The following is a 13,261-nucleotide window of genomic DNA, read 5'->3' as shown; positions in this document are numbered from 1 at the left end:
GCCATGAGCCGCCTCGCCGCCTCCGTCGGACGAGGCGCGCTCATGGGCGCCGCCGTGCTCTGCATCGCGTTGGCCGCGACCGCCGGCGGTCAGGAAGTCGTCATCGTGCCACTCTCGCTTAGCGTGCTCGTGATGCTGATCGCCCCGAACGGGCCCCTGGCAGCAGCACCCACGGTCGCGCGCGGCTACCTCCTCGCGCTCGCCGCCGGCTCCGCCGTCGCTCTGATCCACCTGCCGACCGAAATCGCCGCTGCAATAGCCGCCGCGATCGCCACCGCCGTGATCTCCGCCGGCGGCCCCGTGCACCCGCCTGCCGTCGCCCTGGCCATCGAGATCGGCTGGCTGCCCGGCGCAACCCCCGAAAGCCTGCTCGGCTCGGCGATCGCCGTCGTCGCCGGGCTCATCCTGCTACTCGCCTTCCAACACCTCGTGCTGCGCCGAGTCCCCAAACACAGCGACTCACGCGAGTGGTTCAGCCACCTCGGCGCACAGCTCAGACGCCTCGGGACAAGGAACACAGACCGCGAGCCATGAACGACACGGCAGCGAAAGAGCGGCCATCACGTGCACGGCCAGATGCAATGACCACCGACCCAAAGGAGGACCCATGACCGCGCCTGACTCCGTCTTTCTGCGTATCCCCGAGGGCCAGTGGATCGCAAACAACGCGAGCTGCTTCGCGATCTTCGACGCCAACCCCGCCTCGCCCGGGCACGTACTGGTCATCCCACACCGACTCGTCGCCAGCTGGTTCGCTGCCACCAGCGAAGAAGTCAGCGACGCCATCCAGCTCGTCAGCGCCGTAAAGAGGCACCTCGATGAGCGGTTCACGCCCGACGGCTACAACGTCGGATTCAACGACGGCGCAGCCAGCGGACAGAGCATCTTCCACGCCCACCTCCACGTCATCCCCCGCTACGCCAGCGACGTCCCACACGCCGCCGGCGGCATCCGCCACGCCGCCATCGGACACGGCAACTACTGAGCGCCGTCCAAGTCCGCCCCCCATCACCCAGTCAAAGTATCGAGACATGACCACCACGCTCATCACCCGCGCCGACAAGGGCATCGGCTACGAATCCGCACGCCGCCTCATCGCTGCGGGGCATCGTGTAGATCGCGGCCTGCGACCCGCAGCGTGGCCAGGTCGCCGCCACCGGGCCCGGTACCCGCTTCGTCCAGCTCGTGATTTGGCCTTTTTGACTCATGCGGCCAGTCCGCGCCGGGAGGAACAGCAGACATAGACCCATCGTGTTGCGCCACGACGCTGTTGTCGTCATCGCTGCCGCTCGTGATTTTCGACTGTGACAGCGTGCTCGTGGACTCCGAACGACACTCGTCGAACACGAAGTTCGGTCGGCAGATCGGGACCGAGGAGACTCACGCACGGCATCTCGGCCACACGATCGGCAGGATCGTGGCGAACATCGAGCGAGCAGCACAGGACGACTCCTCGAACGGCACGACACACAGCTCCGGAACGGCGGAAGCGGCTCACCGCGCCGGCCATTGGACGGGCGCAAGGTCACGACAACAGCTGATCGTCTCGCGGGGCACGCCGATCGGGAATGTCCATGCCACGAACACCACCTGACGATGACGCACATCGCGCCTCGGAGCGCGGTTCACACCAAGGAGAGGACACACCTCGCTTACATCCGGCCGCCAACCGCTCCCGTGGTCGAGTACGACGGACGCCGGGTCCACGACGACCACGAAGCGCCCCGAGCCATCGGGCTCGAGGCGCTTCGGGCTTCATCGCTACCCAGCCTGCGGGCGGGCGCCTATGGTGTCTCGGCGGCCACCTGCGGGGAGGCCGCCGCTATGCGTCGGTGTGCTCGCTGTGCGATTCCTCAACGGCCGGGTGTACCGTCTCGGGGCGCGACGTCACCGTGATCTTGCGCGGCTTCGCCTTCTCGCTCATCGGGATCGTGATCGACAACACGCCGTTGGAGTAGTCGGCGGCGATGCGCTCGGTGTCGATGCCCTGCCCGAGGCTGAGCTGGCGCAGGAACGTGCCGCCCTGGCGCTCACGCGTGAGCCACTTGACCCCGTCGCCGGTCGCGAGCGTGCGCTGCGCGCGGATGGTCAGCAGCTGCCCGTCGACGTCGATATCGACCGAGCCCGGGTCGATGCCGGGCAGATCGGCGGAGAGCACGTAGGTGTCGCCGTCCTTGTAGACATCCATCGGCATCAGCCGCGGACCGGCGGGGCGGTCGAAGAACGCGCCCGCCAGACGGTCGAACTCACGGAACGGATCGAAGTTGTTGGCCATTGGAATCAGCTCCTTCACGTAGTGTTCGAGAGTTGAGCCGCATCGACTCAACCTGGAAGCAGATTAGCACTCGAGCCACGAGAGTGCCAGACGATTTTCGGGGCTGCAAGACGCCATAGGCAGCTGGAGTTTTCGCACCCGAACCCCCTTGATCGGTTTCTCGCTACCCCATTTCAGCCACAAACTGAGCACGAACTCGCGGGCCTCTCTTCCGAGACTGCCCCAGCTTCTCCGCCAGCTCCGGTCCGCTCGGCCACACGCCCGTTTCCTCAAACTGGGCCTTCGCCCAGCTGATCACAACAGTCTTGTTTGCGCCGACCGCACGCGGCGGCGTCGGCGCACGGCGTGGCCGTCGATGCGGGCTGCGAGGCTGATGCGGCGCCCATGGGCTGCTTCGCCTTGGTGGTGGTGGGGGCCCGCTTCATGAGCTGCCAGCGCGTAGAGCGGGCAGCCGAGCGATGCCGGCCGAGCGCGAGCATCACAGGCGCCCCTTCGCGCAGGTCTTTCATGCGCTCCGTGTCAGTACCGATTCGCGGATTGAGGCCGCTCGTCGGCTTGCCCGAACAACTCGACCCAGTCAGACAGGAGAGCACCGCGCCATCCTCGCCTGCGCGTCAGCTCACGAGCCATCGCTCCCGGCGCGTGAGGGGCTCGCCCTCGCGGCCGAGTCGCCCCGATACGCCCGAGCGAAACCTCGCGGCACGGTCGTGAGGCTGTCGGGGCCCTTGGTCGTGTTCGCGAGGACTGCCGAGCTGTTTGAACGCGCGGCGTCACTGTCGTCGGCGGCAGCATCGTGACCGCCCTTCCGATCTCACACGGCGTGTTTGGCGTAAGTTCAGCGACGTGTCGACCAAAGCGCCCATGCGACGAGCACGGGCTGAAAGAACAGCCGTACGAGCCGCTTTTTGTCGGTGTCCAGCCCGAAGCCGTTGCGCCGTTTCAGGTATTGCTCGATGTTGCCCGGGAAAACCGCGGTAAAGAAGGCCGCCAGAAATGCGCCCACACGACGTTGCTCCCGAGGCAAGGTGACGAGTGAGACGCCGATGGCGACCTCGAGCGCGCCGGACGCAATCACCACCCCGTCTTTGTCGAGGCGGGTGACCTTCGTTGACCAATCCGGCACCTACGCCTGGAATGCCCGCCGCGCCCACAGGAGATGGCTCAGACCTGCGAAGACCATCGAGCCGGCGAGCAGCCAACGACAAACAACGCGCATCGCCGAACACAACCGCACGGCGGCAGCTGCGTCGAGCCCTTGACGGGAGGGTCTCTCGGGCATCGCCGAGGTCGCCTCACTCCGCAAGGCCGTCGCAATTGTGGCCATGGCCGTCGCGAAGCGGGAGATGATCACCGCGTCTCGATTGGCTGGTGACCGCCTAGGGCTCGGCTCAGAGCCCGCGCCGACGCCAGTGACACCGACTTGGACGTGCGTCATGCGGGATTTGACCACGCCCGGTGGCGGCCTCGAGTCCATCCGGCACGGACGTGACGCAGATGTGCCGGTCAGGATGGCGTGGGGCCGCCGGGGCCGTGCCGGTTCTGAGGAACGTGCGCGGCCTCGCGTCAAGGGGCGTTGCCGTCGCGGGGCGTGCTTCTAAGGTGAGCGGATGACTGAGCTGTCCGGTCCGACGGGCGAGGAGCCCGAGCTCCACGCGCGGCCACGTGCGGACGGCGCCGGTCCGCGGGCGCTGGTGATCGGCGCGACGGGGTATCTCGGCGGCCGCCTCGTGCCGCGTCTGCTTGCCGCCCGGTACCGTCTGCGGGTCCTCGCGCGCGACGCGGCGCGAGCGCGAGCGTTCCCGTGGAGCGACCGTTGCGAGATCGTCACGGGTTCGGCCGACGATGTCGAGGCTCTAGCTCGCGCGTGCGACGACGTGGATGTGCTGTACTACCTCGTCCACTCGATGGCTTCGGGCAGGGGCTTCGAAGAAGCCGACGAACGAGCGGCGCGGACGGTCGCGAAGGCGGCCACCCGGGCGCGGGTCGGCCGGATCGTGTACCTCGGTGCGCTGCATCCTCACGGTGTCGAGCTGTCTCCGCATCTGCGCTCGCGGGTGAAGGTCGGCGAGATCTTCCTTCAGTCGCCGACGCCGGCGCTAGTCCTTCAGGCCGGGATCGTGATCGGCTCCGGATCCGCGTCATTCGAGATGATCCGCCACCTCACCGAGGTGCTCCCCTATATGCCGGCCCCGCGCTGGGTGCGCAACCGGATCCAGCCCATTGCCGTACGTGACGTGCTGTACTACCTGCTCGGCGCCGCCCGCGTTTCCGCCGATGTCAACACGGCGGTGGACATCGGCGGCGCGGACGTGTTGCGCTACGGGCAGATGATGAACAGCTACGCGGTCGAGGCCGGGCTGCCCCAGCGCCCGATCGCCCCGCTGCCGGTGCTCACCCCGAACCTCGCCTCACTGTGGGTGAATCTCGTCACGCCGGTGCCGGGCTCGATCGCCCGGCCGCTGATCGCCTCGCTGCAGAACGAATGCGTCGTCAAAGACCGGGAGATCGATGAGATCATCCCGCCGCCGCCCGGCGGCCTCACCCCTTACCGGCGCGCCGTCCGCCTCGCCCTGGGCCGCATCGATGCCGATGCCGTGGAGACCAGCTGGGTCGATTCCGAACTCACCGCCGCCCCGAGCGACCCCCTCCCCAGCGACCCCGACTGGGCCGGCCGCGCCGTCTTCACCGACCACCGCACCCGCCACACCCCGGCCTCCCCCGAACGGCTGTGGTCGGTCATCATCGGGATCGGGGGCCGGAACGGATGGTATTCGTCTCCGCTTCTCTGGGCGCTGCGCGGCTGGTGGGACCGCCTGTCGGGCGGCGTCGGGCTGCAGCGCGGGCGGCGCAGCGTGAGCACCGCGCGGGTGGGTGACGCCATCGATTTCTGGCGCGTGGAGGCGATCGAGGAAGGTCGCCTGCTGCGGCTGCGCGCCGAAATGAAAGTGCCGGGACACGCTTGGCTCGAGCTGCGCAGCCTCCCCGACGGCGACGGCGCCCGCTACGAGCAGCGCGCCGTCTTCTTCCCCCGTGGGCTGAGAGGCCGGCTCTACTGGGCCGCCGTGCTCCCCTTCCACGGGCTCATCTTCAGCGGCATGGCCACTCGCATCACCGCCACCGCCGAAGCCGAGACACCGCAAGAGCAGCGGGGCGCGTCGGCACCGATCCGCACGCCGCCGGGAGGGTAGAGGACATGGCACGCTGGACACTCATCGCCGCAGCCGCGACGGCCGCTGCCGCCGCCCTCGGCGCGGCCGGTACCAGACCGAAGACGGCGTGGTACCGCGCGTTGGACAAGCCCGACTGGCAGCCACCGGGACGGGCATTCCCCCTCGTGTGGACTCCCCTCTACGCGTCGATCGCCTGGTCGGCAGCCCGCTCCCTGAAGGCCGAATCGCGAGAGGGACGCGTCGGCGGCTACGCGGCCCTCCTCGGCGTCGACCTCGCTCTCAACGCCGGCTGGTGCTGGATGTTCTTCACCGCGCGCTCACCCTCGACGGCCCTCGCGACCATCGCCGCGCTCAACGCGGCAAACGCCGCCCTCGTCAGGCGCACCCTCCGTCACGACCGCACGGCAGGTATCCTCCTCCTGCCATACGCTGCGTGGACCGGATTCGCCACCGCGCTGAATCTCGCGATCTGCCGTCGCAACTGACCCCCACGGCTCGGTGTCGCCTAACCTGACAGGTGCGCTGAGCCGGCTCCCTTCGTCAGCGCCTGAGCATCGGATCAAACTGGCCGCGGGCGGGCGGCGAAGCACGGCCAGCATCGCGCCGGTCGCGAAGCCGAGCAGGAGCGCGACCCCATGCGCGTCATCCGCGGCGACGAGGACGATCGCCGCCACCAGGCAGAGGACCGCTCCGCAGCGCACGGGGTGCCTTGGGCTGGTCAGCGCGAGTCCCGCCGCGGACGCACCCAGAAGGCCATCGCTCGCGAAGGACGTCCCGCCGCCGGCCTGCCAGTGCAGCGCGGCGAGGTTCAGTACCAGAGAACAGCCCAGGAAGACCGCGGCCGCACGCCACTGACCCCACACGCGGCTGCCGAGCAGCGCGACAACGGCGACGACAACGAGATTGAACACTGCCGCGGACGGCCCGCCGTCCTGAGCGAGAAGCGCGGTGGCGACTCGCCACCACTGGCCGTGCTGAACGGTCAGCTCCGGCTCACGCCGGAGTGCCGCGCCCAGCTGCGGGAAGGCGAACTGCAGGAGCGAGGGAACGCCGACGACAATCACGGCGGTGATCGAGAACCACGGCGTCGGTCGCAGCACACCCCGCCACAGTGGACGGGCCACGACAGCCGAGAACAGAACGAGCACCACGAGATCCGAGACGATGCTCAACGGGCTGGTGCCGGACGTGTCCACGTCGCCACCATAGTGTTGCCCACAAAACTCAGAGGGAGGACGCCGATGTCTGACACCACCTGCCACATGTCGATCTCGCTCGACGGCTTCGTCGCCGGGCCTGAGCAGAGCCTGGAGGACGGGCTCGGCAAGCGCGGCGCCGAGCTGCACCGCTGGCACATGGGGGACCCTCGCGCGACCGACGCCGACCGGACCGCCGTCGACTGGCTCATGCGGCCACGCGGCGCCTACGTGATGGGCCGCAACATGTTCGGGCCGATCCGCGGCAGCTGGGATGACACGTGGAACGGATGGTGGGGACCCGAGCCGCCTTACCGCGCCCCCGTGTTCGTGCTCACGCACTACGCCCGCGCGCCGCTGAAGCTGGAAGGCGGCACCAGCTTCTACTTCGTCACTGAGGGATTCGACGCCGCCTACGCCCAGGCGCTCGACGCCGCCGACGGTACAGGCGTCGACATCGCCGGCGGCGCCTCGACGGTTCGGCAGGCGCTCGGCGCCGACGTGATCGACGAGCTCACCCTCGACATTGCCCCCGTGCTCCTCGGGCGCGGCGAGCGCATCTTCGACGGCGCCGCGGCATTCGGGTTCTCCCCCGTCGAGGTGCTCCACTCGCCGCTGGCCACGCACATCCGGTACCAGCGGAATCACGCCGAGTAAGAAGCAATCCGCTCTCACTCCGCTCCTGCCACCACGCCGCCGCGTGAACACGCGATCGTTATCGCGGCGAACGGGAGAAGCCACCTCAGCGGTCTCCGGTAGCACCGGACAGCGCCGACCGGTCCTCGAACCTCCCGCCGCGCGAGCCCGGCGGTAAATCTGTGTGGCGGTGGGCTGCACCACCGTCGCAGCCGCTGTCACATTCATTCAGGAGACGCGCGCCGGCTAAACGCACGGCGCGACGAGCTGCGCGGCCGGTTCAATCCCGTCGAAGTTGGCCGCTGCGAGCTCGCCGAGCAATGTGCGTGGCACGGCGAGACCATCACGCAGAAACGCACGAACCGCAGAGATCAACCTGCGGCGATGGGCTGCATTGCACGCATCGCGAGCCGGCCGCCGATCACTTCAGCATCGCACCAGCGCAGAAATCGGATCCTCTCGCGGCGCTGAGCGACAGCTGTTCCCGCGATGGACTCACATTCGCTGCAGCAGACGCTCACCGCGAGCCACTGCGCCAGGTCGGCGTCCGGATACTCCTCGAGGTAGCTCTCCCCGTTGCAGCCGTAGTAAGTCACGTTGCGCGCATGCAAGTCGACGACGAAACGGGTCACGCCCGCCTCCCAGATCGCAATGAGGAACTCCGCGAAGGCCGTCTGCCCCGCCTGGTCGGCGCGCAGAGCACGAACCACCCCGCCCTCGTCAAACTCCGGGACATCGAGGACACCGGTCGCGATCGGCTGACCCTGCTCCACCACGGGCCCCTTCTCGGTGCGGTAGATGCTCTGGGCCGAAGGCAGCAGCCACTCGTTGCTGCGCACACCGGCATCGTGAAGGACCCGGGCAAGGACGGGAAACCCGCCGACCGCGGGTCGCAGCTCCCGTGCGCGGGCCTGCGCGGCCTGCAGGTTGTCGGTGGCGATGCTCATGATTGCTCTCCGTCGCGTGGCGGGTGTTGCTTGTCGGGGTTCGGGCCAGGCGAGCGCGGCGCGCTGAGGCTCCTCAGCAGGACCAGCAGCTCCTGCCGCTGCCGCGAGGTGAGTGCTCCGAAGTACGCGGCGTCGTTCGCGTCCGCGAGCGCGACGAGCTCCGGGACGAGCGCACGCGCGGCGGGCGTGAGGCGAAGCGGAACACGCCGCCGGGACCCGGGATCGACCCCGCGCGAGATGAGGCCCTTGCCCACGAGACGATCGACCACCCGCGAGGCAGCCGCCGGATCGATGGTGATGTACCGCGCGACCTCCCCCACCGTCTCCCCCCGCTACAAGGTCACCAGGACGTTCCACTGAGCGACAGTGACGTCCTTGACCGCGAGCTTCCGCTCGAAACTCACATGCACCTCATCCGAGAGCCGCCGCAGCCAATAGCCGACATGATCCCGCAGCCCTGACGGTGAATCAGTGTCATGACATCTATTGATAGATCAATATCTGCTGCATGAGTCCCATCCGCGCCGCCAGGGACGCCAGCGATGCCTTCAGACAATCCGCCAAGAGCAATGCACGGGGGCCGCTCGACCGACACGGCAGGCGCACGCCATCGCGACCTACCGCACGAGCTCACCCCACGCGGCCCCCAATCCACCGCAAGACAGCGGCGCTCGCATTCGACGTGGCGAAGCTGCTCGATGAATGACGCTAGGGCAACCCGCCATCGAGCGCGCATTCGCCGGCCCAACCACAAGCGCTACTCAAATCCCAGAACTCGCCTTCAGCAGATCGACGCTAGCCATTTGCGCGCGAACCGACCCCACGTGAGCGCATCCCATTTGATCCGCTGCGGCACCCGAACGTCATCTTTTACTCATCGAAATCATCCCCAGCGAACCGGCAACAACCGCGTATATTCGAAGACGTGAACCACCCGGTTCACCTAGAAATCACGAGAAATCCGTGGTTACCGAGCTTCAGCACGCAAGAACCGGAGTCCTCTCCGATTCTGCCAGAGGTCGTAGGTTCAAATCCTGCCCCCGCAACAAAAAAGGCCCGGAAAACCAACGTTTTCCGGGCCTTTTCCTTTGCCCTAGCGGCGCCTGTACTCACGTTGCGTTCCCACTTTCATGTGACCCAAGGTGTTCCCCACCGACGTTCGACTGCTCATTGCGCTCCCCGGAGCCGAGCGACGTCGCGTGCGGGTGGGAGCCCGAAGTACCGCCGGTACTCGCGGTTGAACTGTGTGGGGCTGCGGTAGCCGACGAGAATTGCTGCCTCGGTCGCACTTCTCTCTGAAAGGAGAAGTGAGCGGGCCTCCTGCAGCTGGAGGCTCTTCTGATACTGCAGCGGCGACATGCCGGTAACGCGCCGGAAGTGCCGATGGAACGTGGACGGGCTCATCGCCGAGATTCTCGAGAGCTCGGGGATCGAGAGCGGTTCGGTGAAGGAACTGCGAACGGCGGAGATCGCTTCGCCGATGTGATGCAGGACACTGCCATCCAGACCGATCTGTGCGACGTTCACGCCATGAGGACCGCGGACCAGCCGCCAGAGGATTTCACGCTCGATGAGCGGGCCAAGGGCAGCAGCGTCCACCGGGTCGTCGGCGATCCGAAGCAGGCGAGCGATTGCGTCGAGGAGATCGGTGTCCGCGCGAAATGTGGCGACCGCCGCGCTCACACGGGGAAGCCGACTGGCGTCAGGCAGGTGGTGAAGCAGCTCGGCGACTTTCGGAGCTGTCAAGCGGAGCCCGACAGCCAGAGCGGGGCGCTCGGGCGTGGCGCCGAGGAAGTGGCCGGACAAAGGCATGCTTGTGGTCACACACAGGCAGTCGCCGGCCCGATACTCGACAACAGCGTCGCCCACGTATAGCCGCTTGCCGCCTTGCACCATGAGCACGAAGAGGGGCTCTGCGAGCTCGTAGTCCGGCTCGGACGTGTTGTGACGGGTCGCGATGAGATCGCCCAGTTCGCGCACCGGGACCGCGCGTGTTTGGCGCTCGACTCTGCACGTGATCTCATCGAGCAACTCGTCCACCGTGTTCATCAAGTGATCCTTGCATGGTTCGAGACTTCCGGCGGGGGCGCAGAGAGGATCGGGCAAGAGAGTGCGATATCTGGCCTACTAGCGGCCCCTGGGATTTCCGACCATGTCTTCATGGCAGACACCACATCCACTCCGAGGAACTGGCTGATCACCGGATGCTCGTCCGGGTTCGGTCGCGAGATAGCTAAAGCGGCGCTCGCGACCGGCGACAACGTCGCAGCCACTGCACGCCGGCCCGAGGACCTCGCCGAACTCGCGTCGCTCGGTGGCGACCACATCCTCACCCATCGCCTCGACGTCACCGACCCCGAATCCATCAGCGATGCGATCAGCGCGACGATCCGACGCTTCGAGACGATCGACGTGCTCGTGAACAACGCCGGCATCTCGTACTTCTCCGGGGTCGAGGAGAGCGACACCGACGATGTGCGAAGGCTGTTCGACATCAACTTCTGGGGCCTCATGCGCGTGACCGACGCGGCGCTCCCGATCATGCGAGCGCAGCGATTCGGGACCATCGTCAACATGGCGTCGATCGCAGGGCTGAATGGCTTCCCCTCGGTTGGCTACTACTCCGCGTCGAAGTTCGCGGTCGAGGGGATCTCGGAGGCGTTGGCCCGGGAGGTCGAGCTGTTCGGCATCCGTGTGCTTCTCGTCGAGCCAGGCGGGTTCCGTACCGACTGGGCACGCTCTTCCGGCGGAGTACGGCAGCCGATCGCGGACTACGACAGCACTCCCCTGCGGCAGATGGTCGCGGGCGCCCAGGACAACAGCACTCCGCAAGCGGGAAACCCAGCCAAAGCTGCAGCCGCAATAGTCCGAGACGTCCACGCCGGAGGTCCCAACGCGCACCTCCCACTGGGCGCGGGGTCCATCGCAGTCACCCTCGCGAAGCTCGAAGCACTGCAGGCGGAATACGAGTCGCTGCGAGCGGTCGCCGAAGCCGCTGACGACGAGGAATAACTCAGGTTCGGGTGACTAGGCGCGCCGGTGAGGCCGACTTGTCGTTGTGAACCGCGCGGCGGGAGACTGCACGTCGGCCCGCGTGCGCCGTCGAGAGCACGAGTGGGGCGGCCTCAGCGCGAGGCGAGGTACGGCTCCTACACAGAGCGCGAGGCGACCTCCTTACGAATACGGCACCGAGCACTTCGGGCTGCTATTCGGACCTGTTCCAGGTGATCGAGGAGGAGCGGGAGGATGACATCGATCGCGCTGTCACCCGCGGATTCGATCGCCAGACGATGACGCCCGAGGCCACGCCAGCTCGACGCCCTCTGCGATGTCACGACGATCCATGACAGCGGCGGGGAGGGCGACCAGGCCTTGACGCGACTTCTGGCCGGGACTACCGCGAGATCGGGCTCGACCTTGGCGGTGACCGCCGCTGTCGGGTGGGCAGTCGCCATGGTCGCCCTCGTCGCTCAGCCGTCAATGACCACGTCCGCTGCGTGAGCGCCGTAGTACTCCGATTGGGCGCGCATGATTGCGCGCATCGGAGCGTCACTACTGACGCCGTACACCGTTTCGACGAAGCCGAGTTCTCGCTGCACTGCCCAGATCTCCTCGTGACGGTCTGGCGGAAGAATCGAGGCAGGATCCCCCACCGCGACCCATCCGATCGGAACGACCGCGCCAGCTGGGAGCGCCGTATTGACCTGGACCACCCCGTTGATCCGCACTTCGGCGCCGGCGCCGACACGGCTGCCTGGGAACAGCGCGGCGCCGGTAGCGATGAAGGCTTCGTCTTCGACATGACTGCCGTTGACATGTACGTGCGGGCCGATCATTACCGCGGCTCCGATGCGGGCCGGATGCGTGGCCCGGCCACGCACAAGCGCCTGCTCCATCACGACAGTGTCCTCACCGATGATCACTTCGCCGTCTTCCGCGCTCAACACCGCGCCGTGAAGAACGCGCACTCCTGCCGCGATTCGCACGTCGCCGATGACGACCGCGGACGGAGCCACATAGGCGGTCGGATCGATCACGGGTTCAGCGCCACGATGACGAACGAGCATTGGCACTCCGATCTCTTGCCCTCACCATAAGTGCGCAGCTGAAATCACCGACTTCGCCGAAGGTGAAGACTTCATCGCCCAACCGCCGCTGGGGCCGCCGAATGCGGCAACGCCCCGGCAGTGACGCGAGGCCTGTCCCTCGTAGCCGGTTCCGCCGACGTGCGGAACCTGGTCGTGCTCCTCGCCTGCCGTCGGCTCGAACTGAAAGACGGAGGGCCCCGCACTCACCGGAAAATGGTCGGCAACGGGCGGGTAGTGCGACGACTCAGAGGAAGACGCCGGCCGTAGCGATGCCGGTCCGTCGTCGGGCCGCTTCCTCGTCGTCGCCAAAGCGATCGATGCCCCATGACAGCGTGGTGACCAGCTCAAAGAGTTCCTCGGCCGTGATCTCCGAAGTGGCACATCCGGCGTCCTGCGCGTTCCGGAGGAGTCTCGCGGTCTGCTGCAAGATCGGGGCGTAGGCGGAGCTCAGGGGGGCATCTGCGTCACCGTGAGCCGCCGCGACGCAGTACGGCAGGTCGTGCCAGATCCTTAGCCGCCAGGCAAGTTCCGTCAGCCATTCGGCAAGGGCATCGCGCGGCGCCAGGGCGGTCGCGAGTTCCTCAGCCTTGACCACCGCATCCTCGACGCTTGTCTCCACAACCGCGGCGAGCAGGTCTTCGCGGGTAGGGAAGTTGCGATACAGCGTGGCGTTCCCGATCCCGGCACGCACGGCAATGCCGTTCAGGGGGGCCAGGACTCCGTCGGACTCGAAGATCTCACGCGCCGCACTCAGCACGGCCTCTCGGTTGCGGCGGGCATCCGAGCGGAGTCGCGGAGTCCGCGGCGGACTCGACTCACGCGCATCGGAGCCTTGTGCAGCAACCATCGGCAACCTCTCGGGATAAGTGGGGACATTCCCCATATAGTGGATCCGGGGAACATCCCCATTTCTATCGAGGAGTTTAGATGAATCAGTCACTAGCCGGCC

14 protein-coding genes are annotated in these 13,261 nt (G+C 67.2%); 7 read left to right on the top strand and 7 right to left on the bottom strand.

Annotation, left to right across the window (positions count from 1 at the left end; all coding sequences use genetic code 11):
• The first annotated feature begins 3 nt into the window (after positions 1–3).
• From ACFOYW_RS00195 to ACFOYW_RS00185, 3 genes are all read left to right on the top strand, one after another.
• Entirely contained in the window at positions 4–534 is a 531-nt protein-coding gene (locus tag ACFOYW_RS00195) for a hypothetical protein (protein WP_390226519.1), read from the top strand.
• A 73-nt stretch (positions 535–607) separates the two neighbouring features.
• A complete protein-coding gene (locus ACFOYW_RS00190; protein WP_390226518.1) occupies positions 608–985 on the top strand; it encodes an HIT family protein in 378 nt (125 codons plus the stop codon).
• Positions 986–1,312: 327 nt separating this feature from the next.
• A complete protein-coding gene (locus ACFOYW_RS00185; RefSeq protein WP_390226516.1) occupies positions 1,313–1,594 on the top strand; it encodes a hypothetical protein in 282 nt (93 codons plus the stop codon).
• 228 nt (positions 1,595–1,822) lie between these two features.
• On the opposite strand, the gene ACFOYW_RS00180 is transcribed toward ACFOYW_RS00185, so the two are convergent.
• Complete coding sequence (locus ACFOYW_RS00180; RefSeq protein WP_390226514.1) at positions 1,823–2,275, bottom strand: Hsp20/alpha crystallin family protein; 453 nt, start codon at positions 2,273–2,275, stop codon at positions 1,823–1,825.
• Between the two features lie 835 nt (positions 2,276–3,110).
• Positions 3,111–3,398 (bottom strand): DoxX family protein, encoded by a 288-nt coding sequence (locus ACFOYW_RS00175; protein WP_390226513.1) that lies wholly within the window; start codon positions 3,396–3,398, stop codon positions 3,111–3,113.
• Positions 3,399–3,882: 484 nt separating this feature from the next.
• Between ACFOYW_RS00175 and ACFOYW_RS00170 the strand changes: the two genes are divergently transcribed.
• From ACFOYW_RS00170 to ACFOYW_RS00160, 3 genes are all read left to right on the top strand, one after another.
• Entirely contained in the window at positions 3,883–5,463 is a 1,581-nt protein-coding gene (locus ACFOYW_RS00170) for an SDR family oxidoreductase (RefSeq protein ID WP_390226512.1), read from the top strand.
• 5 nt (positions 5,464–5,468) lie between these two features.
• The gene (locus ACFOYW_RS00165; protein ID WP_390226511.1) at positions 5,469–5,930 is read left to right on the top strand and encodes a TspO/MBR family protein; all 462 of its coding nucleotides are present in this window, start codon (positions 5,469–5,471) and stop codon (positions 5,928–5,930) included.
• A 756-nt stretch (positions 5,931–6,686) separates the two neighbouring features.
• Positions 6,687–7,298: a dihydrofolate reductase family protein gene (locus ACFOYW_RS00160; RefSeq protein ID WP_390226510.1), complete on the top strand. Its 612-nt coding sequence runs from the start codon at positions 6,687–6,689 to the stop codon at positions 7,296–7,298.
• A gap of 350 nt (positions 7,299–7,648) precedes the next feature.
• Here the strand turns inward: ACFOYW_RS00160 and ACFOYW_RS00155 are convergent, their stop codons facing one another.
• From ACFOYW_RS00155 to ACFOYW_RS00145, 3 genes are all read right to left on the bottom strand, one after another.
• Positions 7,649–8,224, bottom strand: coding sequence for a DUF1398 domain-containing protein (locus ACFOYW_RS00155; RefSeq protein WP_390226509.1), 576 nt, complete (start codon positions 8,222–8,224; stop codon positions 7,649–7,651).
• Positions 8,221–8,544, bottom strand: coding sequence for a MarR family winged helix-turn-helix transcriptional regulator (locus ACFOYW_RS00150; protein ID WP_390226507.1), 324 nt, complete (start codon positions 8,542–8,544; stop codon positions 8,221–8,223). Before ACFOYW_RS00150 ends, ACFOYW_RS00155 begins: the two co-directional genes overlap by 4 nt.
• Before the next feature lie 847 nt (positions 8,545–9,391).
• Positions 9,392–10,273, bottom strand: a complete 882-nt coding sequence (locus tag ACFOYW_RS00145) for an AraC family transcriptional regulator (protein ID WP_390226506.1) — start codon at positions 10,271–10,273, stop codon at positions 9,392–9,394.
• Between the two features lie 111 nt (positions 10,274–10,384).
• On the opposite strand from ACFOYW_RS00145, the gene ACFOYW_RS00140 reads away from it, so the two are divergent.
• Positions 10,385–11,236: an oxidoreductase gene (locus ACFOYW_RS00140; protein ID WP_390226505.1), complete on the top strand. Its 852-nt coding sequence runs from the start codon at positions 10,385–10,387 to the stop codon at positions 11,234–11,236.
• Positions 11,237–11,694: 458 nt separating this feature from the next.
• Here ACFOYW_RS00140 and ACFOYW_RS00135 read toward each other — a convergent pair whose 3' ends face one another.
• Both ACFOYW_RS00135 and ACFOYW_RS00130 read right to left on the bottom strand, forming a co-directional pair.
• Positions 11,695–12,168 (bottom strand): gamma carbonic anhydrase family protein, encoded by a 474-nt coding sequence (locus ACFOYW_RS00135; RefSeq protein ID WP_390226504.1) that lies wholly within the window; start codon positions 12,166–12,168, stop codon positions 11,695–11,697.
• A 388-nt stretch (positions 12,169–12,556) separates the two neighbouring features.
• Positions 12,557–13,069 (bottom strand): TetR/AcrR family transcriptional regulator, encoded by a 513-nt coding sequence (locus ACFOYW_RS00130; protein WP_390226503.1) that lies wholly within the window; start codon positions 13,067–13,069, stop codon positions 12,557–12,559.
• Positions 13,070–13,261 lie beyond the last annotated feature (192 nt).

This window comes from Gryllotalpicola reticulitermitis, from assembly GCF_042651345.1.
Lineage (GTDB): Bacteria > Actinomycetota > Actinomycetes > Actinomycetales > Microbacteriaceae > Gryllotalpicola > Gryllotalpicola reticulitermitis.
This window is presented reverse-complemented; position numbering and strand designations above follow the sequence as displayed.